At 66.1% G+C, this 25,011-nt stretch carries 23 protein-coding genes and 1 tRNA gene; 16 read left to right on the top strand and 8 right to left on the bottom strand.

Annotation, left to right across the window (positions count from 1 at the left end; genetic code table 11):
* The first annotated feature begins 200 nt into the window (after positions 1-200).
* Positions 201-347 (top strand): hypothetical protein, encoded by a 147-nt coding sequence (locus ACYQ0L_RS06810; RefSeq protein WP_459788286.1) that lies wholly within the window; start codon positions 201-203, stop codon positions 345-347.
* 237 nt (positions 348-584) lie between these two features.
* On the opposite strand, the gene ACYQ0L_RS06805 is transcribed toward ACYQ0L_RS06810, so the two are convergent.
* On the bottom strand, positions 585-1,193 hold the full coding sequence (locus ACYQ0L_RS06805) for a phage tail protein (protein ID WP_459788285.1): 609 nt from the start codon (positions 1,191-1,193) through the stop codon (positions 585-587).
* Positions 1,194-1,416: 223 nt separating this feature from the next.
* On the opposite strand from ACYQ0L_RS06805, the gene ACYQ0L_RS06800 reads away from it, so the two are divergent.
* Both ACYQ0L_RS06800 and ACYQ0L_RS06795 read left to right on the top strand, forming a co-directional pair.
* Positions 1,417-3,198 carry an ATP-binding cassette domain-containing protein gene (locus ACYQ0L_RS06800; RefSeq protein ID WP_459788284.1) on the top strand — a complete coding sequence of 594 codons (1,782 nt, stop codon included), beginning with the start codon at positions 1,417-1,419 and terminating at the stop codon, positions 3,196-3,198.
* 46 nt (positions 3,199-3,244) lie between these two features.
* Positions 3,245-4,306, top strand: coding sequence for a PLP-dependent cysteine synthase family protein (locus ACYQ0L_RS06795; RefSeq protein ID WP_459788283.1), 1,062 nt, complete (start codon positions 3,245-3,247; stop codon positions 4,304-4,306).
* 10 nt (positions 4,307-4,316) lie between these two features.
* On the opposite strand, the gene ACYQ0L_RS06790 is transcribed toward ACYQ0L_RS06795, so the two are convergent.
* Both ACYQ0L_RS06790 and ACYQ0L_RS06785 read right to left on the bottom strand, forming a co-directional pair.
* Positions 4,317-4,529, bottom strand: coding sequence for a LytTR family DNA-binding domain-containing protein (locus ACYQ0L_RS06790; protein WP_459788282.1), 213 nt, complete (start codon positions 4,527-4,529; stop codon positions 4,317-4,319).
* A 128-nt stretch (positions 4,530-4,657) separates the two neighbouring features.
* Positions 4,658-5,164 carry a DUF2141 domain-containing protein gene (locus tag ACYQ0L_RS06785; protein ID WP_459788281.1) on the bottom strand — a complete coding sequence of 169 codons (507 nt, stop codon included), beginning with the start codon at positions 5,162-5,164 and terminating at the stop codon, positions 4,658-4,660.
* A 271-nt stretch (positions 5,165-5,435) separates the two neighbouring features.
* On the opposite strand from ACYQ0L_RS06785, the gene rpe reads away from it, so the two are divergent.
* From rpe to ACYQ0L_RS06750, 7 genes are all read left to right on the top strand, one after another.
* Positions 5,436-6,101, top strand: a complete 666-nt coding sequence (gene rpe / locus ACYQ0L_RS06780; RefSeq protein ID WP_459788280.1) for a ribulose-phosphate 3-epimerase — start codon at positions 5,436-5,438, stop codon at positions 6,099-6,101.
* On the top strand, positions 6,101-8,050 hold the full coding sequence (locus tag ACYQ0L_RS06775) for a heparinase II/III family protein (protein WP_459788279.1): 1,950 nt from the start codon (positions 6,101-6,103) through the stop codon (positions 8,048-8,050). The genes rpe and ACYQ0L_RS06775 overlap by 1 nt, the downstream gene beginning before the upstream one ends.
* Before the next feature lie 3 nt (positions 8,051-8,053).
* On the top strand, positions 8,054-9,643 hold the full coding sequence (purH, locus tag ACYQ0L_RS06770) for a bifunctional phosphoribosylaminoimidazolecarboxamide formyltransferase/IMP cyclohydrolase (RefSeq protein ID WP_459788278.1): 1,590 nt from the start codon (positions 8,054-8,056) through the stop codon (positions 9,641-9,643).
* 251 nt (positions 9,644-9,894) lie between these two features.
* Complete coding sequence (msrA, locus tag ACYQ0L_RS06765) at positions 9,895-10,578, top strand: peptide-methionine (S)-S-oxide reductase MsrA (protein WP_459788277.1); 684 nt, start codon at positions 9,895-9,897, stop codon at positions 10,576-10,578.
* Positions 10,579-10,658: 80 nt separating this feature from the next.
* Complete coding sequence (locus tag ACYQ0L_RS06760) at positions 10,659-11,129, top strand: Fur family transcriptional regulator (RefSeq protein WP_459788276.1); 471 nt, start codon at positions 10,659-10,661, stop codon at positions 11,127-11,129.
* 54 nt (positions 11,130-11,183) lie between these two features.
* Positions 11,184-13,106, top strand: coding sequence for a 1-deoxy-D-xylulose-5-phosphate synthase (dxs, locus tag ACYQ0L_RS06755; protein ID WP_459788275.1), 1,923 nt, complete (start codon positions 11,184-11,186; stop codon positions 13,104-13,106).
* Between the two features lie 205 nt (positions 13,107-13,311).
* A complete protein-coding gene (locus tag ACYQ0L_RS06750) occupies positions 13,312-14,109 on the top strand; it encodes a crotonase/enoyl-CoA hydratase family protein (RefSeq protein ID WP_459788273.1) in 798 nt (265 codons plus the stop codon).
* A gap of 36 nt (positions 14,110-14,145) precedes the next feature.
* Here the strand turns inward: ACYQ0L_RS06750 and ACYQ0L_RS06745 are convergent, their stop codons facing one another.
* Genes ACYQ0L_RS06745 through ACYQ0L_RS06725 form a run of 5 tightly spaced genes read right to left on the bottom strand, consistent with a single transcriptional unit; the run spans position 14,146 to position 19,758 of the window.
* Positions 14,146-14,814, bottom strand: a complete 669-nt coding sequence (locus ACYQ0L_RS06745; RefSeq protein ID WP_459788272.1) for an NnrU family protein — start codon at positions 14,812-14,814, stop codon at positions 14,146-14,148.
* Between the two features lie 25 nt (positions 14,815-14,839).
* Positions 14,840-15,313, bottom strand: a complete 474-nt coding sequence (locus ACYQ0L_RS06740; RefSeq protein WP_459788271.1) for an FKBP-type peptidyl-prolyl cis-trans isomerase — start codon at positions 15,311-15,313, stop codon at positions 14,840-14,842.
* A complete protein-coding gene (locus ACYQ0L_RS06735; protein ID WP_459788270.1) occupies positions 15,313-16,692 on the bottom strand; it encodes an amidohydrolase family protein in 1,380 nt (459 codons plus the stop codon). The genes ACYQ0L_RS06740 and ACYQ0L_RS06735 overlap by 1 nt, the downstream gene beginning before the upstream one ends.
* Entirely contained in the window at positions 16,689-18,062 is a 1,374-nt protein-coding gene (locus tag ACYQ0L_RS06730; RefSeq protein ID WP_459788268.1) for an amidohydrolase, read from the bottom strand. The genes ACYQ0L_RS06735 and ACYQ0L_RS06730 overlap by 4 nt, the downstream gene beginning before the upstream one ends.
* A 25-nt stretch (positions 18,063-18,087) precedes the next feature.
* Complete coding sequence (locus tag ACYQ0L_RS06725) at positions 18,088-19,758, bottom strand: peptide MFS transporter (RefSeq protein WP_459789002.1); 1,671 nt, start codon at positions 19,756-19,758, stop codon at positions 18,088-18,090.
* A gap of 193 nt (positions 19,759-19,951) precedes the next feature.
* Here ACYQ0L_RS06725 and ACYQ0L_RS06720 point away from each other — a divergent pair, with 193 nt between their 5' ends.
* From ACYQ0L_RS06720 to ACYQ0L_RS06695, 6 genes are all read left to right on the top strand, one after another.
* Positions 19,952-20,332: a GntR family transcriptional regulator gene (locus ACYQ0L_RS06720; RefSeq protein ID WP_459788267.1), complete on the top strand. Its 381-nt coding sequence runs from the start codon at positions 19,952-19,954 to the stop codon at positions 20,330-20,332.
* 151 nt (positions 20,333-20,483) lie between these two features.
* Positions 20,484-20,765, top strand: coding sequence for an integration host factor subunit beta (locus tag ACYQ0L_RS06715; protein WP_459788266.1), 282 nt, complete (start codon positions 20,484-20,486; stop codon positions 20,763-20,765).
* A gap of 83 nt (positions 20,766-20,848) precedes the next feature.
* Positions 20,849-20,933 (top strand) — tRNA-Leu (locus ACYQ0L_RS06710).
* Between the two features lie 189 nt (positions 20,934-21,122).
* Positions 21,123-22,748 carry an NAD(P)/FAD-dependent oxidoreductase gene (locus ACYQ0L_RS06705; RefSeq protein ID WP_459788264.1) on the top strand — a complete coding sequence of 542 codons (1,626 nt, stop codon included), beginning with the start codon at positions 21,123-21,125 and terminating at the stop codon, positions 22,746-22,748.
* A 22-nt stretch (positions 22,749-22,770) separates the two neighbouring features.
* A complete protein-coding gene (locus tag ACYQ0L_RS06700) occupies positions 22,771-23,181 on the top strand; it encodes a GtrA family protein (RefSeq protein WP_459788263.1) in 411 nt (136 codons plus the stop codon).
* Between the two features lie 40 nt (positions 23,182-23,221).
* A complete protein-coding gene (locus ACYQ0L_RS06695) occupies positions 23,222-24,982 on the top strand; it encodes a hypothetical protein (RefSeq protein WP_459788262.1) in 1,761 nt (586 codons plus the stop codon).
* Positions 24,983-25,011: the final 29 nt, after the last annotated feature.

Genomic DNA, 25,011 nt, shown 5'->3' with positions numbered 1-25,011 from the left:
CCACGCAGCAGATATCGAGGCGTCGGACGCAAGTCCGGCCCTTTCTCTTTTTACGGATGATCGATGTCGAACCGGTGCCGGCTCAGTCGCGCGAAGAATCGAGCCCCGGTCGAAAATCGTCGGTCCGAGTTTGAAAGGAATTGTACGTTTCATCTGAGTCAAGTAATCAAAATCCCGTCAACCATATCACGGGGTTTATCATGACGGAAAATTCCAAAATCGATTCGGCCGCTGCTGGAAACGAGAAGCCGAAATATCTCCGGCCCGAAATGACCGAACTGGATGCCGCTGAAACGGCGGTCGGCGTCGTTGTCGGTAGCCCGGAAAATGTCAGCTATATCAGCTAAGGTAGCCGCGTTCCCGGAACGCCACAGCAAGGTTCGATGCGGTCCGTCAGGGCGGTGCGAACCACGCAGCAAATTTCCCAAGGGGCCGGACGCGAGTTCGGCCCTTTTACGTTGTGCGGATGATCGAGATGTCGAAACGGCGGTGGAGGCTTCAGGCGGCTGGCGCGATCGCTTTCGAGCGGCGCTGGCTCTGCAACAAGTCCGCCACCCGACGCAGGTCGGGCGGCGGATCAGCCGTCAGGTGCGCGACGGGAAGATGCCTTGCAGCGCGATGATATAGTTGAGCCCAAGATAGGGATCGCGCGTGCTGAAAGGCTGGTTGCCGCCGTTCATTCCGATTGAACCCCCGGCCAGAGTCCGGTCCAGCGCCTCGGTGGGGGCAGTATAGATCGCGTTTCCTTCAGCCGTCAGAGCCAGCATCGTGCCCTGCGGCGTCCGCTTGTCGGCTGCGCCGAGTTCGCCATGCATCGTGTGATTGTGCTGCGGCATCTCACCCAACGTGAGGGTGTGCGATTCGGCCCCACCCTGCTCGCCCAGCTGCATCGAACTAAAGGCGGTGCCGGTGCCCGCACCCACCGGCACGCGACTGCGCAGATCGGGCAAGGCGAACGTCGTCGAGCCATTGCCACCATAGGTCGTGCCCAAAATCGAAAACACCGCGTCGTTGCCTGAAATGGGCAGGATCTGGCCTTGGCAGAATGCCCATCCTCGCGGCGCGAAATTGCCGCCAAACAGGATAATAGTTCCGATTAGTGGTTCCATGTGATGCCCTCCCCAAGTTTGGTACGAACCATCGAGCAGTAAAAGAGCGAAATTGCTGCCGATTTCAGGTCCGCGGCGGATCATTAATCAGTCCTGATGGAATCGCACGAACTATTTGCTGTCGGAATCGGATCTGATGCTTTGAGGATGCTGCGCTCATCGAGCCGCAGAAGTCACTCGACAGTGCGGGACGATGCCGCGATGAAGACCGCAAGCACAGATCGCATGCATCGGACGCACCAATGATCGCTCGCAGGGAAGGCCGGACTAGGGACGCAGGAGGCGTTGCCCGCCCGGGGCGCGTCCCATGACCGCGCGCTTGCCTGTGCGAAGCGAGAACGCGGTTCTTCAACCCGGAACCGGCATGGTGCACGCGCTGCTGCGCTATCTCGGCGGGCGCTTCTGGTCGACCAGTGCGATCGTGCTGCTGGCGGCCGTGATGGAAGGGCTGGGCCTGGTCCTTCTCGCCCCGCTGCTCGCGGCGGCAACCGGGGAGACCGACAATCGCTGGTGGCGGATGGGCCAGGACTTGCTCGAGCGGATTGGTATCGACTCTCTCGACGGGCGAATCTTGGCCATCGTGGGCGGATTCGTCGCGTTACTGCTGCTGCGGGCCGCAGTGCTGCGGCTGCGCGACGTCCGCCTCGCCCGGCACAATCTCGGCTTTGCGGACCACATGGCGGTGGAGCTTGTCGGCGCGCTTGCGCATGCCCCGTGGCAGCGCCTGCCGGCCAACACCCGCAGCGAGATGGAACATGCCGTCCACGCCGATGTCCGCCGCGTGCAGGCCGGATCGCTCCATGTCCTGCGGGCCGGAGCCAGTCTGGCCCTGGCCCTCGCGCAGGTCGCCGCCGCCATCCTGATCTCCTGGCGTCTCGCGCTGGTGTCTCTGGCTGCGCTCGCGCTGGTTGCGCTGCCGGTGCTGCCGCGCGTGCTCGCCGTGCGCCGGATCGGGCACGAGGCCACGCTGAAGGGGCGGGCGGTGCACGAAACGCTGGCGCGTTTCCTGTCGGGCCTGAAGCTTTTCAAGGCGCATGGCCGGGAAGACACCCTGCTGGAAGAATGCCGCCGCTCGCTGCACGCGATGCGCGCCCGGTCGCTGGCCTATGCCGAGGCGCAGGCCGATGTGCTGTTCCTCACCCAGGCGGGCGCGGGAATCGTCGTGGCCGGGATTGCGCTGGCTGGCCTGCTGTGGCTCGACCTTCCGATCGCCGTGCTCGGCCTCTTCGTGGTCATCTTCGCGCGGATGGCACAGCAGGTATTCGCGATGGTCCAGAGCGCGCAGTTCTATCTCCACGTCGTTCCCGCCTTCAACAATCTCGTCGCGCTCAAGGCGGCGATGCCGACGGCGGAGCCGATCGGCCAGAGCACCGCCGGGCTGCCAGGCGCCGGGCCCGGTCCGATGGCGCTCGCGATGGAGCGCGCGGACTATGCGATCCCGCCTGCGGGACCGGACATCCTGCGCGGCGCCACTTTCGCGATATGCCCGGGAGAGATCGTCGCGCTGGTCGGCCCCTCCGGCTCGGGCAAGACGACGCTGCTCGATCTGATCGTCGGCCTCGCCGCGCCGCAGGCCGGGCGGATCGTGATCGACGGGCAGGCGGTCGAAAGCGAATGGCCGACGGACCTGCGCGAAGCCATCGCCTATGTCCCGCAAGAGCCGATGTTCTTCGACGGCGATCTCGGCCGCAACCTGCGCGCGCTGGCACCCGATGCCAGCGACGCCGAGATCGCGGCGGCGTTCCGGCTGAGCGAAGCGGAGACGATTCCGGCCATCGAAGCGCAAGGGCTGGAGGCGCGCATGGGCGAGGGCGGGCAGGCTTTTTCGGGTGGGGAGCGCCAGCGCATCAGCCTGGCCCGCGCGCTGCTGCGCCGCCCGCGCCTGCTGATCCTCGACGAGGCGCTCTCCGCGCTCGACCGCGAGCGTGAGGCGCGCATCCTCGATCGGCTGGCCGCCCTGACCGACCGGATGACGATCCTGATGGTGACGCATCGCCTGCCCGAAGCGGTCCGGATCGATCGCATTCTGCATCTGGAGGGCGGCACGCTGCGCGAGGTCGCGCGCGAGGATACCGGCGCGATCGCGTAACGGCCTCGTCGTGCGCTTGCCCCGCGCGGGCAGATGCCGCAGGGGCATGCGCATGACCAGCAAGGAAACATGGCTCAACCGCGCGATCCGCCTGATCGAAGCGGACTACAACCGCTCTTCGGATACGCACCTCATCCGCGTGCCCCTGCCGCATTGCCGCGGGATCGAACTCTATCTGAAGGACGAGAGTTCGCATCCGACCGGCAGCCTCAAGCATCGGCTCGCCCGCTCGCTGTTCCTGTACGGGTTGTGCAATGGCTGGATCGGGAAGGGGACGACGCTGATTGAAGCATCGTCGGGGTCGACCGCGGTGTCGGAAGCCTATTTCGCCAAGCTGCTCGACCTGCCCTTCATCGCGGTGGTGCCCGCCAGCACGGCGGAAGCGAAGCTGGAGCAGATCCGTTTCTACGGCGGCCAGATCCACCCGGTCGACGATCCCGGCATGGTCTACGCGGAATCGGAGCGGCTCGCAGCGGAAACCGGCGGCCATTACCTCGACCAGTTCACCTATGCCGAACGCGCGACCGACTGGCGCGGCAACAACAACATCGCCCAGAGTATCTTTTCGCAGATGAGCGAGGAAGATCATCCCGATCCGGCCTGGGTCGTGTGCGGTGCGGGTACCGGCGGGACCTCGGCCACGCTGGGCCGGTACATCCGCTACCAGCGCCGCCCGACGCAGCTGTGCGTCGCCGACCCGGCAGGCTCGGTCTTCCACCGCCACTATGCGGATCGCACGATTGAGACGGTGGAGGGCGGCTGCCAGAGCCGGATTGAGGGGATCGGCCGCGCGCGGGTCGAGCCGAGTTTCGAGCCCGGGGTGATCGACCGGATGATCGCGGTGAAGGATGCCGATTCGATCGGCGCGATGTTCGCGCTGTCGAAGGTGCTGGGCCGACGCGTGGGCGGTTCGACCGGAACCAACCTGTTCGCCTGTCTCCAGCTCATCGAGGAGATGGCATCGGAGGGGAAGACCGGCAGCATCGTGACCCTGCTGTGCGACGACGGCGCGCGCTACGCCTCGACCTATTACAGCGACGAATGGCTGGCCGAATGGGGCGGGGACTGGCGCCCGGCCTATAAGCGGATGCTGGAAATTCTCGAGTGACGCCGCCGCGCTAGTCGCCGAGGCTGCCGCCTTCGAGCTTCTTTACCATGTCGAGATATTTGCGCCCGACCGGCACGAGCGAACCGTCACCCAGATGGAGCAGCGGCGAGCTCCACTGGTTGCGTGAGGTCCGCTCGACCCGTTCGCTGCGCACCGCGTGCGACCGGTGCCCGCGGATCGGCGCGATCGAGGAGCTGTTCGATGTGGCCGTGATCCGGGGCAAGACCTGCCCGATGGCGGTCGGCACGCAAGGCGCCGACATCCAGTCGCTCTACGGCTTCGACAAAAAGTTCGGCCCCCTGCGCCCCGCAGGCGACGCCTGAGGGTACGCGAGGGGGCGGACGTGCGCCTTCAGAGGTAGCGCATCCGCATCGTGACGCTGGTAACGCCGGAACCGACGGTAAAGCTCGCCTTGTTCACGCTCGGCTTGCCGAGGTTGAAGATATTGATCGGCGGATCGTTCGACATCGCCGCGCCGTCGACGGTGATGTCGTCCTTGTCGTTGCCGTTCGCGTCGTGCCGCGCGCCGATCGCGTATTCGCCGGGCGCGTCGACCGGCAGGCAGAAGGTCATCGTGCCCGCCCTGGCGGGAATGTCGATCCGCTTCAGCCAGCGACCCTTTTTCAGCCAGTCGGCCTTGCGCGCATAGTAGCTGTGCAGCCGCACGCGACCGGTGCTCGACTTGATATCGGTGATCGTCACCTTGATCGCGGGGCCCTTGCCGGGGGCGCAATCGGCGAGGTCGTTGGAAATTTTCTGTTCGTATTGTGCCTGCGAGGCGACCGGCGTGACAGCCAGCGTGCCCGCCGCGAAGGCCATGGCAAGGCGTTTGCCCGTTGCTATGTTCATCGTCTTCATTGCCAAGTACCTGAATCCTTTTGCAAAGAGGGGCCGGTGCGTCGTGCGGGCAATCAAGCCCGGTCGCGGCCCCCTATATGGCGTCGCATCACCATGTTGCCGCTGAATTACCCCTGAATTGCGTCCTAATCTGCCATTTCGAAACTGTAAAAGGGCGAGCCTGTCGGGGAAAACATACGCGCGGCTATCTCATTCCGATTCGCAAGACGCTACGAGAGCCAATCCGGACCTCCGGTCGACCCAGAACTCCGCTTGCGAAGTGCTTTTGCGCATGACCACGCCGCTGATTGCCCCGTCGATCCTTTCTGCCGACTTCGCCCGGCTGGGCGAAGAGGTGCGCGCAATAGACGCGGCAGGCGCGGACTGGATCCATGTCGACGTGATGGACGGGCATTTCGTGCCCAACCTCACCATCGGGCCGGCCGTGGTCAAGGCTCTGCGCCCGCACAGCGACAAGCCGTTCGACGTCCACCTCATGGTCAGCCCGGTCGACCAGTGGCTGGAAGCCTTTGCCGAGGCCGGCGCCGACCACATCACGATCCACCCGGAAGCGGGGCCGCACACGCACCGCACGCTGCAGACGATCCGTGGTCTCGGCAAGAAGGCAGGGGTCGTGATCAATCCCGGCACGCCCGAAAGCGTGCTCGACTACCTGATGGACATGGTCGACCTGGTGCTGGTGATGAGCGTCAATCCCGGTTTCGGCGGCCAGAGCTTCATCGACAGCCAGCTGCGCAAGATCGAGGCGATCCGCAAGATGATCGACGCGACGGGGCGCGAAATCCATCTCGAGGTCGATGGCGGGGTCGATGCGGCGACCGCGCCGCGCTGCATCGCCGCCGGGGCCGACGTGCTGGTGGCGGGATCGGCGACGTTCAGGGGTGGGCCCGATCGTTATGCCGCCAACATCGCGGCGCTGAAGGGGAACGAGGGCTGATGGTCGATTCGGTGGGACGCGATCCGGTTCGCGATATGGCCGACGCTTCCGGTGACGCTCCCGATTGTGAAGAGCGTGCGGCGCGGCAGCTGATCATGACCCTGGCCGACAAGCCCGAACCGACCGCGCTGAGCAAGGCGCCTGTCGAATCGGGCACAGCCGTGCCCCTGCCCAAGATCGTGGAATCGCCCGCGAAGGCCGGGGAATCGACCGGCCCCGACGTCGAGGTGCTGTCTACCGCGCGCGCTCTGGTGCCGCAGGAAATCGGTGCGCCGCGCGTCGGCCCGGGGGAACGGCTGGTCCGCATGGCCTATGCCGCCGGGGTGCGAGGGCGGATCATTACCTCGCCGCTGTCCAAGCCTGCCAAGCGCCGCATGCTCGGCACGGTTACGCCCCCGCTCGCCGGAGAGCGCGCTGCGGGCATGGCGCTGCGGGCAGGGCATTTCCTCGTCCACGGGGTCAAGCTGCCGATCGCGCAGGTCGAATTCGGTGCGGGCACGCGGCTGGCTGCGCCGATGGAGCGCTATGTCCATTCGTACCTCTGGTTGCGCGATCTGGCCGGCTCGGGCGCGCGGCCCCAGGTCGAGGCGACGGCCCTGCGGGTCCACCGCATGTGGCTGGACGCGCATCCGCTGCCCGCGAAGGGGCCTGCGTGGGAGGTCGAGGTGACGGCGCGGCGCGTGCTGGCCTGGCTGGTCCACGCGCCGTTGCTCCTGTCCAACAAGGCGGTCCGCGGGCGCACGCTCGCGGCGCTCGACAAGGCGGCACGCTGGCTCGATGCGGAGGTGACCAAGGCGCCCGACAAGCAGGCCGAGGTGTTTGGCTGGGCCGCGCTGGTCGCCGCAGGGCTGCTGCTGCCCGAAGGCAAGCCGCGCCGGCTCTATGCAGAGGCAGGCCTGGCGCGCGCATTGGGCGAGTTCGTCGGCGAGGATGGCGGTGTCCAGTCGCGCAGCCCGCTGGCGCAGATGGAACTGCTCGAACTGCTGACCGAGCTTGCCGCCTGCTATCGCGCGCTGAAGATCGAGCCGCCCCGCTTCGTCGGCGCGGTATCCGAACTGATCGTGCCACCGTTGCTGGCGGTGGTTCACGGCGAGGGCGGGCTCGGCAACTGGCAAGGTGCGGGGGCGGTTTCGTCCGAGCAGGTCGATGCGCTCGTCCAGGCCAGCGGGGTGCGCTGCCGCCCGCTCAAGGAGCCGCGCGGCTGGGGCTACCACCGGGCGAGCGCGGGCAAGACGATCCTGCAATTCGACGCTGCGCCGCCGCCGCTCGCGCGCTATGCCCGTTCGGGCTGTGCCTCTACCCTTGCGTTCGAGCTATCCTCGCAGGGCCAGCGGATCGTCGTCAATTGCGGCGGTGCGGCGTGGGCCGGAGGGCAGGTGCCCGCGCGGATCGAACAGGGGCTGCGTGCCACCGCCGCGCATTCGACGCTGGTCCTCGAAGACGTCAACTCGACCGCGATCCTGATCAAGGGCAAGCTGGGCGCGGGCGTCGGCGAGGTCGAGGTCGACCGGCGCAGCGTGGGCGGCAAGCGCAACGGCTCGACCCGGATCGAGGCCAGTCACGATGGCTATGCCAGCCGCTTCGGGCTGACGCACAAGCGCGTGCTGGTGCTGCGCGAAGACGGCAGCGAGCTGGCCGGGGAAGACGTGCTCCTGCCCGCCAGCAAGCGCGGCAAGCGCGGCAAGGTGGGCTACGCGATCCGCTTCCACCTTGGTGCGGGGATCGTCGCGCGCCTCTCCGAAGACCGCAAGGGCGCAGGGCTCGCCCTGCCCGACGGTTCGCACTGGCAATTCCGCGTGGCCGGGGAGTATACGGGCACGCTTTCGATCGAAGACAGCCTCTTCGTCGATGCGCATGGTCGGCCGCAGCCGATCCAGCAGCTGGTATTGCAGGGCATGGCACCGCGCAGCGGCGGCAGCTTTGCCTGGCTCTTCAAAAGAATGGGATAATACGTGACTGACATCGTGATCCGCAGGGCTCTCCTTTCCGTTTCGGACAAGGCGGGGCTGGCAGACCTTGGCCGCGCGCTGGTGGACCGCGGCGTGGAACTGGTCTCGACCGGCGGCACTGCAAAGGCGCTGCGCGATGCGGGGCTGGAGGTGCGCGACATCTCCGACCTGACCGGTTTTCCGGAGATGATGGACGGGCGGGTCAAGACGCTGCACCCCAAGGTCCACGGCGGCCTGCTGGCGCTGCGCGACAAGGACGATCACGTCGCCTCGATGGAAGAGCACGAAATCGGCGCGATCGACCTGGTCGTCGTCAACCTCTATCCCTTCGAAGCGACCGTCGCGAAGGGTGCCGACCGGCCCGAGGTCATCGAGAACATCGATATCGGCGGGCCCAGCATGGTGCGCTCGGCTGCCAAGAACCACCACTTCGTCACCATCGTGACCGATCCGGCGGACTACCCGGCGCTGATCGAGGCGCTGGAGCGCAAGGATGGCGCAACCGCGCTCGATTTCCGTAAGACAATGGCGGCCAAGGCCTTCGCGGCGACCGCCGCCTATGATGCGATGATCAGCCAGTGGTTCGCCACCGTCGATCAGCAGCAGCAATTCCCCGACTATCTCTCGGTCGGCGGGAAGGCCCCCACCGTGCTGCGCTATGGTGAAAACCCGCACCAGCAGGCTGCGCTCTACACGCCCACCGGGCCGCATGCCCGGGGCATCGCGCAGGCCGAGCAGCTGCAGGGCAAGGAGCTGAGCTACAATAATTACAACGACGCCGACGCCGCGCTGGAGCTGTGCGCCGAGTTCGGCGGGGAAGAACCTGCCGTCGTCATCGTAAAGCACGCCAATCCGTGCGGCGTTGCGCAGCGTGGTTCGCTGATCGACGCATGGAACGAGGCGCTGGCATGCGATTCGGTGTCCGCTTTCGGTGGCATCGTGGCCGTGAACCGAGAGCTCGACGGTGAGACGGCGCGCGCGATCTGCGAGATTTTCACGGAAGTCGTGATCGCGCCCAGCGTGACCGACGAGGCGCGCGAGGCATTCGCAAAGAAGAAGAACCTGCGCCTGCTGACCGTCGGCGATCTGCCGGATCCGCGGCGCGGTGGCATGAGCGTCAAACCCATTACCGGCGGTCTGCTCGTGCAAAGCCGCGACAGCGCCACGATCGACCGGTCGGACCTGAAAGTGGTCACCAAACGCGAGCCGAGCGAGCAGGAGCTGAAGGATTGCCTGTTTGCATGGACCGTCGCCCGCCACGTCAAATCCAACGCCATCGTTTATGCGAAGGACGGCGCGACTGCTGGGATCGGCGCGGGCCAGATGAACCGGCGCGATTCGAGCCGAATCGCCGCGATCAAGGCGGCGGAAGCGGCGGAGAAATACGGCTGGTCGCAATCGCGCACCGTCGGCAGCGCGGTCGCCTCCGATGCCTTCTTCCCCTTCGCCGACGGCTTGCTGGCAGCGGCGGAAGCGGGCGCCACGGCGGTGATCCAGCCGGGCGGCTCGATGCGGGACCAGGAAGTGATCGACGCCGCCGACGAGGCTGGTCTGGCGATGGTCTTCACCGGTATGCGCCACTTCCGGCACTGATTTTCGCGCTCCGGCTGTAACCGAACGCTGTCATTGCACGGCGTACCTTGGCTGTACGTCGAATTCACGGACGCGAAAGCGGACGCACCCCATATAGTACCCAACACAAAGGTAGATTTTCGAGATTTCGCCATGAAGCTATTCCATTCGGACCTCTTTCGCAGTTTTGGCATCGGATTCGGTGTTGTTGCCGCAGCGCTCGCCATCACGCGGTTCGATGCCGCCGAAGGTCTCATCGCGATCTTCATCTGATGCCCCGTATCGCCGCCCCCTGCCTGACCATGCTCGCTGCGGGCGCCCTTGCGCTCGCCGGCTGCAGCCAGGCGCTTGCGGCGGAGAACCACGTTCGCGCGCCCGTCGCCCAGACCAAGGCGCGCGAGAGTGGCCTCAAGACCGCAATCTTCGCCGGCGGCTGCTTCTGGGGCGTCGAGGCCGTGTTCAGCCATGTGAAGGGTGTAAGGAGCGCGGTCGCCGGCTATCATGGCGGGACCAAGCGGCAGGCCGACTACAAGCTCGTCTCCAGCGGCGTGACCGACCATGTCGAGGCGGTGAAGATCACCTACGATCCTTCGCAGATTCGATACGACCAGCTGCTGCGCATCTTCTTCTCGGTGGTCGCCGACCCGACCCTGCGTAATCGCCAAGGTCCCGATCGCGGTGCGCAGTATAATGCCGAACTGGTCCCCACTTCGGCGGAGCAGCTGAAGGTCGCCAAGGCCTATCTCGCGCAGATGAAACGCTCGAACGTCTGGGACGAACCGATCGTGACCGGTATCGTGCGCGCACAGGCCTTCTACCCGGCCGAGGACTACCACCAGAACTTCGCGCTCAAGAACCCGCGGCACGGCTATATCGTGCGCTGGGACGCGCCCAAGGTCGCCGCGCTCAGAGAGTTCTACCCCGGCGTCTATCGCGCCAGTTTCCTGCGGGACTAGAACTCCGCTCGCAGGCGCCGTCCACCCCGCGCTGCACGCACGAACTGGAAACGCGCCGCCTGGCACGCTATCTTCGACCAATGGCTACCGCACACAAGCACACGCATCATGAGCACGAGGGCGAGGCCCTGATCACCGCCGCGCAGCGCTCGCTAGAGAATCAGGGCGAACGCTGGACCGGCATGCGCTCCGAGGTGTTCGAGGAACTGGCCAAGCATACCCGGCCCGTTTCGGCCTATGATATTGCCGAAAATCTGAGCAATCAGCGCGGCCGCCGGGTCGCGCCCAACAGCGTTTACCGCATCCTCGACATCTTCGTGCGCAACAACCTCGCCAACCGGATCGAGAGTGCGAATGCCTTTCTCGTCAACTCGCACCCCGGCTGCCGGCACGACTGCATTTTCCTGATCTGCGACGATTGCGGAGCGGCCGACCATATCGACGACGATCGGCTGACGGGCGCGCTGCGCGAAGCAGGCCAAGAAGCCGGCTATTCGGAAGTGCGCCCCGTCGTGGAGCTGCGGGGCCTGTGCGAAGCCTGCGCAAGCTAGCGCGGCGACGCAGTTTGTCGACAGGTCCGGTTCCACGTTGTAGGACTGTTCCTTATGGATAATCGACCCGAAACGCCGTTGCTCGACACGGTCAACTACCCCGCGGATCTCCGCAAGATCGAGCGTGACAAGCTCCGGCAACTGGCCGACGAACTGCGCACCGAAATGATCGATGCGGTGGGCACCACCGGCGGGCATCTGGGGTCGGGCCTCGGCGTGGTCGAGCTGACCGTGGCGATCCACTACATCTTCAACACGCCCGAAGACCGGCTGATCTGGGACGTGGGCCACCAGTGCTACCCGCACAAGATCCTGACCGGGCGGCGCGACCGGATCCGCACGCTGCGCCAGGGCGGCGGCCTGTCGGGCTTCACGAAGCGTGCCGAGAGCGAATACGACCCCTTCGGTGCGGCGCATTCCTCCACCTCGATCAGCGCGGGGTTGGGCTTTGCCATGGCCAACAAGCTGCAGGACAAGCCCGGCCGCGCGATCGCGGTGATCGGCGACGGCGCGATGAGCGCCGGCATGGCCTACGAGGCGATGAACAATGCCGAACAGGCGGGCAATCGCCTTGTCGTGATCCTCAACGACAACGACATGTCGATCGCGCCGCCCGTCGGCGGCCTGTCCGCCTATCTCGCGCGCGTCGTCTCCAGCGGCGAATATCTCGGCCTGCGCAGCCTTGCCTCCAAGGTCGCCAAGAAGATGCATCGCCGCCTGCACTCCTCCCTCGGCAAGGCGGAGGAGTTCACCCGGGGCATGGTGACCGGCGGGACGCTGTTCGAGGAACTGGGCTTCTACTATGTCGGGCCGATCGACGGGCACAATCTGGACCACCTGATCCCGGTGCTGGAAAACGTGCGCGATTCCGACCAGGGCCCGGTGCTGATCCACGTCGTGACCGAGAAGGGCAAGGGCTACAAGTTCGCCGAACAGTCGGCGGACAAGTACCATGGCGTCTCCAAGTTCGATGTGATCACGGGCGAGCAGAAGAAGAGCAAGGGCGGCCCGCCGAATTACCAGAACGTGTTCGGCGAAACCCTCGCCAAACTGGCCGAGACCGACGATCGCATCTGCGCGATCACCGCTGCGATGCCGGGCGGCACGGGGGTCGACAAGTTCGCCAAGGCCCACCCGGAGCGCAGCTTCGATGTCGGCATTGCCGAACAGCACGGCGTGACCTTCGCCGCCGGCCTCGCCGCGCAGGGCATGCGACCTTTCGCCGCGATCTATTCGACCTTCCTCCAGCGCGCCTACGACCAGGTCGTCCACGACGTCGCGATCCAGAACCTGCCGGTGCGCTTCGCGATCGACCGCGCGGGGCTGGTCGGTGCCGACGGCGCAACGCATGCAGGCAGTTTCGACGTCACCTATCTGGCGACGCTGCCCAACATGGTGGTGATGGCGGCCGCCGACGAGGCGGAGCTTGCGCACATGACCTACACCGCCGCCGAATACGACGAAGGCCCCATCGCCTTCCGCTATCCGCGCGGCGCGGGCACGGGTGTCGAGATCCCCGAAACGCTCGAAAAGCTAGAGATCGGCAAGGGCCGGATCATCAAGGAAGGCAGCAAGGTTGCGATCCTCTCGCTCGGCACGCGGCTGGGCGAGGCGATGGATGCCGCCGAGCAGCTCGAGGCGAAGGGGCTGTCGACCACGGTCGCCGACATGCGCTTTGCCAAGCCGCTCGACACCGCGCTGATCGAGAAGGCGATGCGCGAGCACGAAGTGGTGCTGACGATCGAGGAAGCCGCCATCGGCGGTCTCGGCGCGCACGTGCTGACCTTTGCCAGCGACGGCGGGTTGCTCGATGATGGCCTGAAAGTGCGTACCATGCGCCTGCCCGATATCTTCCAGGACCAGGACGATCCGAAGAAGCAGTACGACGAGGCGGGGCTCAATGCGCCCGATATCGTCGACACGGTCCTGGCCGCGCTGCGACACAATTCGGCGGGTGTCGAAGAGGCGCGGGCTTAGGGTGCCAAATCTGCGGGTGGAGGCCACCGTCGCTCCGCCTCTCCCTTTCCCGCAGGCTCTCACCGCAAACCTCTTCGTCACCCCGGACTTGATCCGGGGGCCAGCTTCCTTTGCCGAGAGTCTGGAGGTCAGCGGGACCTCCGCCGGCGCGGGGGTGACGAATTGTGGATGGGGCGACTAGGACGGCGGCGAAAGGAACTCGCTTATGTCCCTGCTGACCATCGAAACCACGAACCACATCGCCACGCTAACCCTCACGCGACCGGAGAGCATGAATGCACTCGGTCAAGCGGGCGATGGCGATGCCTTCGTCGAGGCGTGCGATGCGATCAATGCCGACGGCAATATCCGCTGCGCGATCCTGACCGGTGCCGGGCGTGCCTTCAGTGCGGGCGGGGACATCAAGGCGATGCAACAGCGGACCGGCAATTTCGCGGGATCGCCTGCCGATATCGCCGATGGTTACCGCACCAACATCCATCGCATCCTGCGCGCGCTCTACAGCCTGCGCGTCCCTCTGATCGCGGCCATCAACGGCCCCGCGATCGGCCTGGGCGGCGATCTCGCCTGTCTCGCCGACATGCGAATCGCGAGTACGTCGGCGAAGTTTGGCGTGACCTTCCTCAAGCTCGGCCTTGTGCCTGGCGATGGTGGGACATGGCTGCTCCCGCGCGTGATCGGCGAGGCGCGCGCCGCAGAGCTGTTCTTTACCGGTGAGGTGATCGACGCGCGGACCATGCTCGACTGGGGCTTCGTCTCCCGCGTCGTCGAGCCCGATGTGCTGCTGGAAGAGGCTCAGGCGCTCGCGCAGAAGGTTGCCGCGATGCCGCCGGCCGCGCTGCGTCAGACCAAGATGATGCTGCGGCAGGGGCGCGAACTTTCCTACGACGGCGCGCTCGAACTGGCGGCCAGCACGCAGGGGCTGATGCACCATACCGCCGATCACGAGGAAGGCGTGGCGGCGCTGATCGAAAAGCGCGCGCCGGACTTCAGGGGCGAATAGACGATCCGTCCCTACCGCTTCGCTGCCTGAGGGCGGCTAGACCCACCGCCACACGCCGGCCTCCATCGCGTGGAGCCACGTGGCGCCGAGCCAGATTGCGATGCCGCCGATCCACGCGATCGGCCCGGCGGAGAGCAGCTTGCCAAACTGCGGCCAATAATCCGTCTTGGCTTCCCACTGGCCCCACGCTTCACCCATCAGCACCTCTTTCTTGCGGTCCTGGAAATGCGCGCCGAGCAGCGCGAGCACGCCGATCGCCAGCGCCACCACCACAGTGCGCGGCGTGGGCGCGGCGATCAGATGCGCGAGGGCCCAAAGGGCAAAGCCCCACATCATCGGATGGCGGGTGATCGCGAACACCCCGGTGGGTTCACGCCGCGCGGCTTGCTCCGCACCCGGCGCCGGCAGGGCGGGGTTGCCAACCAGCGATCCCGCGAACAGCACCATCGCCACGAGGGTGATCGTGCTCGCCACGATCCACACCGCGTCGCCGTAACCGCCCCATAGCGGCGCTCCGGCAGGCGTGGCGACGAAGGCGAGGTACATCCACCCCATCATCGCGATGCTGACCAGCGTGTAGACGATCATGAAGCCGCCATGGCCCAGCACGCGGACCATGGGGCCGCGCAGCGGATGCGACATCGCGAAATGCGTCCCAACGAAGGCAACGCTCGCAGCGATCAACGAGACAAGCGGGTCCACCATCCGAACACTCCCTGTGCGATTGTCGCTATTCGATACCGAGCAATTCCACCTTGAAGATCAGCGTCGCATTGCCCGGTATCGGGCCCTTGCCGACCGGACCATAGGCGAGGTCCGCCGGGGCATAGAGTTCGATCGTGTCGCCCACGCCCATCTCGGGAATGGCGAGCTGCCATGCCTTGACCAGCCGCCCGAGCGGGAAGGTCGCGGGCTCGCCGCGGTCGTAGGAACTGTCGAACTGCGTCCCGTCGAGCAGCCGCCCGGCATAGTGCACCGTGACCGTGTCGGAGACTGAAGGCTTCGGGCCCGTGCCGTCACCCGCGATGCGGCGGTACTTGAGCCCGCCCGGCAGCACGCGCCAACCATCCTCCTGCCGCAGCTCGGCGATCGCCAGCTGCTGCGTGTTGTGCCAGGCGAGGTCATGCGCAGGCGCTTCGGGCGCGTCCTGTGCGATCGCCGCGACCGGCAGGCCGAGCGCCAGCAGGGCAAGCGCCGCGCGCATCAACGGTACGCCTTGGGCAGTTCGCTCTGGTCGAGGTCGCGATAGCGTTCGCGCAGGCGCGTCTGGTGGTTGTCGGTCGGCTGGCGGATGCCGTCGATGAACACAGCCTCCGCGGCGCTGCCCACTTCCAGCGGATCGCCGTCCCAGATCACCACGTCGGCAGCGGCGCCGCTGGTCAGCGTGCCGAGCCGCCCGCCGAAGCCCGCGATCCGCGCCGGGATCGAGGTGATCGTGGCGAGGGCCTGGCCCCAGCTCAGCCCGCTCGCCCCCGGTACGCGCGTAAGCGCGACGAGATTGCCTGCGTACTGGCGGGCATTGCGCGGCTGTTCGCCCGTGCCACCTTCCATCCGGCCGATCGCCACGGTGACCCCGGCAGCCTGCATGCGCCCGACATTGCTTTGCGTCGCGGCGAGCTGGTCGAAGCCCTGCGGCAGGTCGTCGAGCGGGTCGGCAATCACCGGCACGCCAGCGGCCGCGATATCCTGCGCGGCCATCCAGCCTTCGCTCGCGCCGAGGATGACGAGATCGAGGTTGGGGAAATCACGCGTCAGCTTGAGCACTTCGCGGATGTCCGCCGCGCGTTCCGCCACCACGTAGAGCGGCTGTTCGCCCCGCACGACCGGGACCAGCGCGGCGGCATCGAAGCGGGTCAACAGGACATCGCCCGCACGCTCGCTGTCGCGCCCGTCGAGCCGCGGGTCGAGCGGCACGTCGTCGCCGAAGCGCGTGTCGGACGGGCGCGCCGTCGCGGCGCCGATCGCGGCGCGGTCGCCGAACTGGGTCGCCTCGCGCAGGGCGTTGCGCAGCAGGGCGTGGGCGCTGGTGCGGCTGCCGCCCGAGATGCGCGCGCCGCGTTCGCCGAGGTCGACGATCTGGAAGGCGCGCGTGCGGGTAACCATTTCGGGGTCTGCGCCAAGGTCGATCACCGCGCCCTGCCCGCCGAAGATGGAGGCGGATGGGCTGGAATAGACGCTCGCCCGCGTGATCCCGTCCGCACGGGCGACCAGCACGTCCTGCGAATTGGGATTGAGCGCGGTCGATGCATCGAGCGCGGCGCTGAACGGCGAGTTGCCGGCTGACGTGTCGTTGCTCTCGCTTACCCCGTCGACGTCCGACAGGCCGAGGTCGGTGACTGCGGAGAAGATGCCGGGCGTCACCCACTTGCCGGTGCCGTCGATCCGCTCGACCCCTGCGGGGACGGAGGCGCCCGTGCCCGCCGCCACGACGCGGCCATCGCGCACCACGACGGTGGCGTTCTCGACCGGCTCGGAGCCGTCGCCGGTCGCGACAGTGGCGTTGGTTATGGCAAAATCCTGCGCCGTCGCAGGAGCGATCATGGCAAGCGCCGCGGCGGTGCCGAGAAGGAAGCGGGCGATCATTTCACGTCTCCTTCACCGGGCTGGCCGAGCTCGAAATCGCTCACCGGGCGGCGATCGGGGTCCATCGCATCATAGAGCAGCGCGCCGTCGATCCAGACCTTCTCGGGCCGCGAATAGACGGACAGCGGATCGCCGTTCCACAGGACCACGTCGGCCATCTTGCCCGGCTCGAGGCTGCCGGTCATCGCGTCGATGCCCATCGCCTTGGCGGCGTTGAGCGTAAACCAGCCAACCACCTCGGCATCGGGAATGTTCAGGCCCATGCGGTTGCCCGCGGCCTGCGCCTTGGCGGCTTCCTGGTTGAGGCGCTGGATCCCGTTGGCATCGTCCGAATGGATGACGACGCAGGCCCCCGCCTGCCACAGCAGGCCGGCGTTTTCGGGAATGCCGTCGTAGCTTTCCATCTTGAAGCCGTACCAGTCGGCCCAGATCGCGCTGCACACGTCGTTTTCGCGCAGCAGGTCGCCGATCTTGTAGGCTTCGACCGCGTGGTGGAAGGCGGTGACCTTGTAGCCCATCTCCTTGGCCATATCCATGACCAGCGCCATCTCGTCCGCGCGGTAGCAGTGGTTGTGGACGAGGATCTCGCCGTCGAGCACGCCCTTGAGCGTTTCGTTGCCGAGATCGCGCCGCTTGCCGTCATAGGCCTGCGCGTCGATCCACATCTGGCGGTTGACCGCGAAGTTGCCCATCCGGGTGGAGGGCATGCGCCCGCGCGATCCGTAGACGCGCTTGGGATTCTCGCCGCACGCCATCTTCATGCCGTAGGGCGCGCCGGGGAACTTCATGCCCTGCACCGTGCGCGACCAGACGTTCTTGAGCGTGACCGAACGCCCGCCCGTGAGGTTGGCCGATCCGGGCAGGATCTGGAGGCTGGTGACGCCGCCATTGGCGAGCGCGCGGGTAAAGCCCGGGTCCTGCGGCCAGACCGAATGTTCGGCCCAGACTTCCGGGGTCATCGGGCTGGTCGCCTCGTTCCCGTCGCTATGCGCCTGGACCGAGGGGGTGGGGTAGTCGCCGAGGTGCGAGTGGATGTCGATCACGCCCGGCGTCACGAACTTGCCCGTGCCGTCGATCACGTCGTAGCCGGCCGTGTCGAGCCTGGTGCCGACCTCGACCACTTCGCCGTCGCGAAACAGCACGGTGGCATCGTCGAACCGGTTGCCCGCACCGTCGTAGATGGTCGCGCCGACCAGCGCGGTCGGGCGACCGGGGTAGCGCTGGTAGGTCGACGCGAACGGCACAGAGCCATCCGCGCCGAGGGTGGGGGAAGAGGCGGCGGCGCGGGTGTCGCCTCCCCCGCCGCCCGTGGTGGAACAGGCCCCCAGCGCCAGCGCGCATCCAAGGGCTGCCAGTGTGCGTGTCAGCATTGCTCTTCCCCCCTCGAGGATCGTCTTAGTTGTTTGGCCGTGTCGCCGGGTGGATACCCGCACCCTGCGCTTCGCCGGGGCCTTCGCGCTGGCCTTCCAGGTCGTCGCCGACATCGTCGTCGGTTAGCGTGTCGAGATGCATCAGCTTCTTGACCAGCGGGCTGATCAGCACGACGAACGCGCCGATGCCAGCGGCCACCAGGCCCATGCTCCAGTACACGTCGAGCGCACCCTGACGCGTGATCTCGCCACCTTCGCCGCCTTCGCCCATCAGCGTGCCCATGAAGCCTGCCACGTAGTTGCCCCCGGCGGTGCCGAAGAAGAACGCGGCCATCATCAGGCTGGCCATGTGGCGCACCGACAGGCGGTTGATCGCCGAAAGGCCAACCGGGCTGAGGCACAGCTCACCCGTGGTCGAGAGCAGGTAGAACAGGAAGATGAAGAGCACCGGCACCAGCGCGTCGGCCCCCGAGGCATTCGCCCCGAGCACGAGTACGATGAACGCCAGGCCCATCTGGACGATACCCAGGCCCATCTTCGCGTAGGTGTTGGGTTCCCACCCGCGTTTGCCGAGGAACTGCCACAGGCCTGCGAAGAGCGGGCCGAGCAGGATGATGTAGATCGGGTTGATCGACTGGAAGAGCGAAGTCGGCACGCCCTGACGATCGACATAGCGATCGGTAAACAGGTTCACCGAACCGCCGGCCTGTTCGAACAGGCCCCAGAACAGCGGCATCAGGAGGATGATGCAGATCATCGCGAACACACGGTCACGCGAGTCGTTGTCCAGCTTGAACGCCTCCTTGAGAACGTAGAGCAGCAACGCCGCACCGGACGCGAGCAGGATCCAGCCAATGGCTTCCTGGAACTGGATCAGCGCCCAGATGACCGCCACGCCGACGAGGCCGACCGCGTAGAGCATCCATTCCAGGTTGATGCCGGCGACCTTTTCCTTGAGCTTCGCGGGCACGGGCGGTTCGCCCTGGCCACGCAGAAGCGGCTTGCCCAGCACGAACACGACCAGGCCCAGCAACATGCCGATGCCCGCCGCGCCGAAGCCGTAGGCCCAGCCGATCGTCTCACCCAGGTAACCCGCGATGATCGTACCGGCGGCCGCGCCGAGGTTAATCCCGATGTAGAAGATCGTGTACGCTGAATCGCGGCGCACGTCGGTGCGCGGATAGAGCTGGCCCACGATCACGGAGATATTCGCCTTCAGGAAGCCCGAGCCGACGATGATCAGCGCCAGCGCCAGCCAGAAGATGTTGAGCGCCGGGTCGTTGGCATAGCCCGAGCCGTCCCCCTCGAATGCCATGAAGAAGTGGCCAGCGGTCAGCAGGACGGCGCCGTACAGCACCGCCTTGCGCTGCCCGAGATACCTGTCGGCCAGCCAGCCACCAAGGACCGGAGTGATGTAGACGAGGCTGGTATAGGCCCCGTAGATCAGGCTCGCTCCACCATCGGAATAGAGCCAGTGCTTGACGAGGTAGAGCACCAGCAGGGCGCGCATGCCGTAGTAGGAAAACCGCTCCCACATTTCGGCGAAGAACAGGACGTAGAGGCCTTTCGGATGGCCGAGAACTTCGTCCTTCGGGCGTGTAATCGCCAGGGCCCCCACGACGAGGAAAGCGGTCAGGATGACCGCGGCGATCGCCGCGATCCAATCGCCTTCGTTCCAGAGGGCCATGTCCTTCATGTCGGTCATTCAGCAATCCCTTCCACCGCGCGCGCAGCACGCGTAACCTTATAAAGGCGCGCACCCTAGCGCGCAAAAACGCTGTGTGAAGCCCAAGCGCTACGCCGAGGTCTTATAATGACCCTTATGGCAACGGCATTGATCGCGCATGGGAACCTTGACGCGATCCGCTGTATTATGTCACTGAACCACCATGGCCCGATCGCTCTCCAATCCCGATGCACGTCCCGTTTACCTGCGGCTGCGCGATATTATCGCCGCCGCTATCCTGGATGGCGAGTTTGCCGAAGGGGAGATGCTCCCGTCGGTGCGTGCCTTCGCAGCGGAGCAAGGCGCGAACCCGCTCACCGTGGCCAAGGCCTTCCAGCAATTCCAGGACGACGGGCTGGTCGCGGTCCGGCGCGGGGTCGGCATGTATGTGACCGGGGGTGCGGCGGATCGCCTGCGCGCCGCCGAACGCGCGAGTTTCCTGAAGCACGAATGGCCGCAGATCAGGGCGCGTCTCGACCGTCTCGACCTGTCATCCGCCGATCTGCTGGCGCGCCCGGTCGAGGACCGCTTGGCGCAAGACTAACATTTATTGCATCCGCGCATTGCGAAAATCGGTGGGTTCTGGCACGCAGGCTCGCAATTGGGGACTCGCGGCCCGGGGGTCGCATATCTTGGAAGAACCGGGCCGCACACGCGGATAACCGGTCGAAGCGCTTGAACGGGACGCGCGAAGCATGATCAGATCCGAGCTGCTGCAGAAGCTGGCACAAGACAACCCCGACCTGCGATCGCAGGAGATCGAGCAGGTGGTCGATATCTTCTTCGAAGAGATCGCCCAGCGCCTGGCCGAAGGGGGGCGCGTCGAACTGCGCGGTTTCGGGGCGTTCTCGACCCGCGAGCGCGAGGCGCGGACCGGTCGCAATCCCCGCACCGGCGAAGCGGTCGACGTGCCGGCCAAGCGCGTGCCCTATTTCAAGCCGGGCAAGGAAATGCGCAACGCGCTGAACGACGACTGAGCGTTTCGCCGTCCGGCATCTCGCCAAACGATCCGCCGCACGCTATTCGCGTCCGCCACCGCTTGCGTCGAGGCGCAGGCCGGGCGGGTGTGGCGGAATGGTAGACGCCGGGGACTTAAAATCCCCTGTCCTCTGGACGTGTGGGTTCGAGTCCCACCACCCGCACCATTTTCCTGGCCCCGCACACCGGGCGCACGTCGCTCACATCGGCTTCAGGGCCAGTAGCGACCGGTCTCGCTGAGCGGCAGCAGGCCAGCCTGGCCGCCGTTTTTGCGCCCCGGCTTTGCCCCATCGTTTACGGCTCCCTAACCATTTTCGTTCACTCCCCGGCCAAGCGACAAGCAACCGGGGGGTCCGATGACCGACGCGAACCGATCAACTCTTGAAGTCCAGTCACTCGATGTCGACGTGGCCATCGTTGGAGCAGGCCCTGCAGGGCTCACCGCAGGCTACCTGCTGACCAAGGCCGGCAAGAGCGTGGCGATTATCGAGAAGGATGCGACCTACGTGGGCGGCATCAGCCGTACCGTGGAGCACGAGGGCTATCGCTTCGACATCGGCGGGCACCGGTTCTTTTCCAAATCTCAGCAGGTGGTCGACCTGTGGAACGAGATCCTGCCCGACGACTTCATCGAGCGCCCACGGATGAGCCGCATCTATTACGAGGGCAAGTTCTACTCCTACCCGCTGCGCGCGTTCGAGGCGCTGCGCAATCTCGGCCTGTGGCGCTCCACCGCCTGCATGGCGAGCTATCTGTGGGCGCGCGCCTTCCCCAACCGCAATGTGAAGAGCTTCGAGGACTGGACCACCAACCAGTTCGGCCACAAGCTCTACTCGATCTTCTTCAAGACCTATACCGAGAAGGTGTGGGGCATGCCGTGCGACGAAATGAGCGCGGACTGGGCGGCGCAGCGGATCAAGGGGCTCTCGCTGATGGGCGCCGTGGTCGACGGGCTGAAGCGCAGCCTTGGCCTCAACAAGAAGCCGAATGACGGGATGCAGGCCAAGACCCTGCTCGAAAGCTTCCGCTACCCGCGCCAGGGGCCCGGCATGATGTGGGAGGCCGCGCGCGACAAGATCGAGGCGAGCGGCAAGGGGCAGGTCATCATGGGCCATGCGCTCGACCAGCTCGCGAGCGACGGGCGAGGCGGCTGGCGGATGACCGCCAAGGGGCCGACCGGTATGCTGACGGTCAAGGCGCGCCACGCGATCAGCTCTGCACCGATGCGCGAGCTGGCCAAGCGGATGCACCCGCTGCCGCAATCGACCTTCCAGGCGAACGAACTCAAATATCGCGACTTCCTGACCGTCGCACTGATGGTGGAGGGGGAAGACCTGTTCCCCGACAACTGGATCTACATCCACGACAGCAAGGTGAAGGTCGGCCGCGTGCAGAACTTCCGCAGCTGGTCGCCCGAGATGATCCCGGACGAAAAGATGGCCTGCGTCGGCCTCGAATATTTCTGTTTCGAAGGCGACGGGCTGTGGTCGATGGACGACGACGACCTGATCGCGCTCGCGACCGAGGAAATGCGCATCCTCGGCCTGCTCGACCCGGCAAAGGTCAAGGGCGGTGCGGTCGTGCGGCAGGAGAAGGCCTACCCGGTCTATGACGAGGATTATGCCGCCAACGTCGCCGCCATGCGCGACGAGCTGGAGGAGAGCTACCCCACGCTGCACATGGTCGGACGCAACGGGATGCACCGCTACAACAACCAGGACCATGCGATGATGACCGCGATGCTGACGGTCGAGAACATCCTCGCCGGGCAGCGGGTCTACGACATCTGGTGCGTGAACGAGGACGCCGAATATCACGAGGCGGGCGACGAGGGCGCCGAGAAGGCGCTGCCGGCCCGCGGGGTCTCCGAAGACCAGGCCGCCGCACTGGGCTCCGTGCGAGACGTGCCGACCCGGCTCGCCGAGTCCTCGGAAATCGACGACGCGCCCGAAGATGCCGCCGACGCGCGCCGCGCCGCCTGACACCGACGGGAGGGGCTTGGTCATGCACATCGCCATTCAGCGCCTGACCGATCAGGTCATTCTGCGCTACGTCCTCGCCAGCGTAGGGGCGCTGGCGGTGGATATGGGCAGTTTCCTTGGCCTGCTGGCAGTCGGGATGGGCGCGGCGCCCGCTTCCGCACTGGCCTATGGCGCCGGGATTCTCGCCCATTGGTTATTGTCGAGCCGTACGGTCTTTCACGGCCGCGTTGCCGACAGGGGCCTCGCCAGGACCAGGCAAAAGGCGCTGTTCGTCATCTCTGCGCTGGCCGGACTGGCGCTGACCACCGCACTCGTCGCGGCCAGCGATGCCGGCGGCATCGATCCCCTTCTGGGCAAGATCACGGCGATTGGCCTGAGCTTCTGTCTGACGTGGTGGCTACGCAACCGCCTGGTGTTCCGTGCTTTCCACTGAGCCCGTGGCGGTACGGGCCAAAGCGGAAGCGCCCCGGATTATGCGGCCCGCCCTATCGCTCTGGCCGGTCCCGCTCTGGCAGCTCTGGCTGGTCTGCGCCCTGGTGATCGGCATCGGTGCAATGCTCACGACCGGATCGCAGCCGCACGATCCCGACGATTACATGCGCTACCTTCAGGTACGCGACTGGCTGGGCGGACAGGGCTGGTACGACACACGGCAGTATCGCTTCGATCCGCCGTACGGCGCGGACATGCACTGGACGCGCATAGTCGATCTGCCGATCGCCGCTGCGATGGCGCTGTTCGACCTGTTCCTGCCGACCAGCTGGTCGGACAGGCTGACGCTCACCATCATTCCCCTCGCCCAGCTCTTCATTGCGATGGCGCTGATCCGCGCGCTGCTGAACCGGCTCGGGCGTCCCAAGGCAGGGGTGGTCGGGGCAGGTCTCCTTCTGCTCTTTCCCTTCTGCGTCGCCATCTTTTCCCCGGCGCGGATCGACCATCACGGCTGGCAGGCTATTGCAGCATTGACGGTCGCATGGCTGATGGTGCGGGGCGGTCGCGCGCCGGCGCTCGCTGCAGGAACGATGGCTGCGCTGTGGCTGATGATCTCGCTCGAAGGATTTCCGCTCGCCGCGGCATTCGGCGCGCTCTTCGCTCTGCGCTATATCCTTTTCGCGCGGCACGAACACGAGGCCTACCTCGCGGGGCTGGCAGCGGGCGGTACCGCCCTGATGATGATCTTCCGCGCGCCGGATACCTGGTCGCAGCCCTTGTGCGATGTGTTGAGCTGGCCCCACATCGCCGCCTTCGCCGCCGGCGCGGTCATCGCCCGGGCAAGCCGCTATGCGCCGTTGCAGGGAGACTGGCGCGGCCGTGCGCTCTCGCTCGTCCCCATCTGCCTGGTTGGCGCGCCCCTGGTGATCATGCCGCTGGGCATGTGTGCAATCTCGCCGCTCTACGATCTCGATCCCTATCTGAAGGCCAACTGGCTGGCCAATATCGCGGAAGCGAACCCCATCTGGCGGCAGGAACCTCCCGCTGCTGCGATGCTGGTCTGGACCGCAATGCTTCCCCTGGCCGCTGTCGTCCTGGTCTTGCGCAACGAGCGCGCGAAGCGCGAGGAATGGCTGCTGCTGGCCGCTGCCGCCACGGTTGCGAACCTCATCGCCTTCACCACGCTGCGGGCCGGGTTGATAGGGCAGGTTCTCACCATTCCCTTCGCCACGGTTCTGCTCTTGCATCTCTTGCCGAAAGCACGCGCGCTTACCTCGACAATTCCACGCATTCTGGCCACTGTGGCGAGCATCTGGGTGTGCACGCCGCTTCTCGCCCCGGTAGCGCTATCGCTTTTCGACCGTCCCGATCCGCCTGACCAAATGGGAGCGACGGCTGGCGTGGCCGCGACCACAGGCTCTCGCCGCTGCGACTTCGGGCGGCTGGCCGATTGGCCGCGAGCGCACATCTTCACTACGCTCGATCGCGGGCCCGAACTGCTCGCCCTGACCCCGCATACTGCGGTGATGAGCGGCTATCATCGCAACCAGCGCAAGATATTCGAGACGATGCAGGCTTTTGGTGGCGACTATGCGAATGCGCGCGAAATCGTTCTTGCCAATGGTGCTGACTACGTGGTGGCGTGCCTGACTGCCGCAGACTTCCAAGTCGCCTCGCGGGGCGACGGAGATACGCTCGCGCGTCGGATCAAGATGGGGGACACGCCTTCATGGCTGACGCCTGTACCAGGGTTCGAAGCCGGAGCGCTGCGCGCCTTTCGCGTCCGATACCCTGCCGACTAGGGTTCCTCGCCCCCGTCGTCGCGTCGGCC

The organism is Alteriqipengyuania triglochinis, assembly GCF_054655655.1.
The sequence above is the reverse complement of the archived record's forward strand: the minus strand, read 5'-3'. Positions and strand labels throughout refer to the sequence as shown.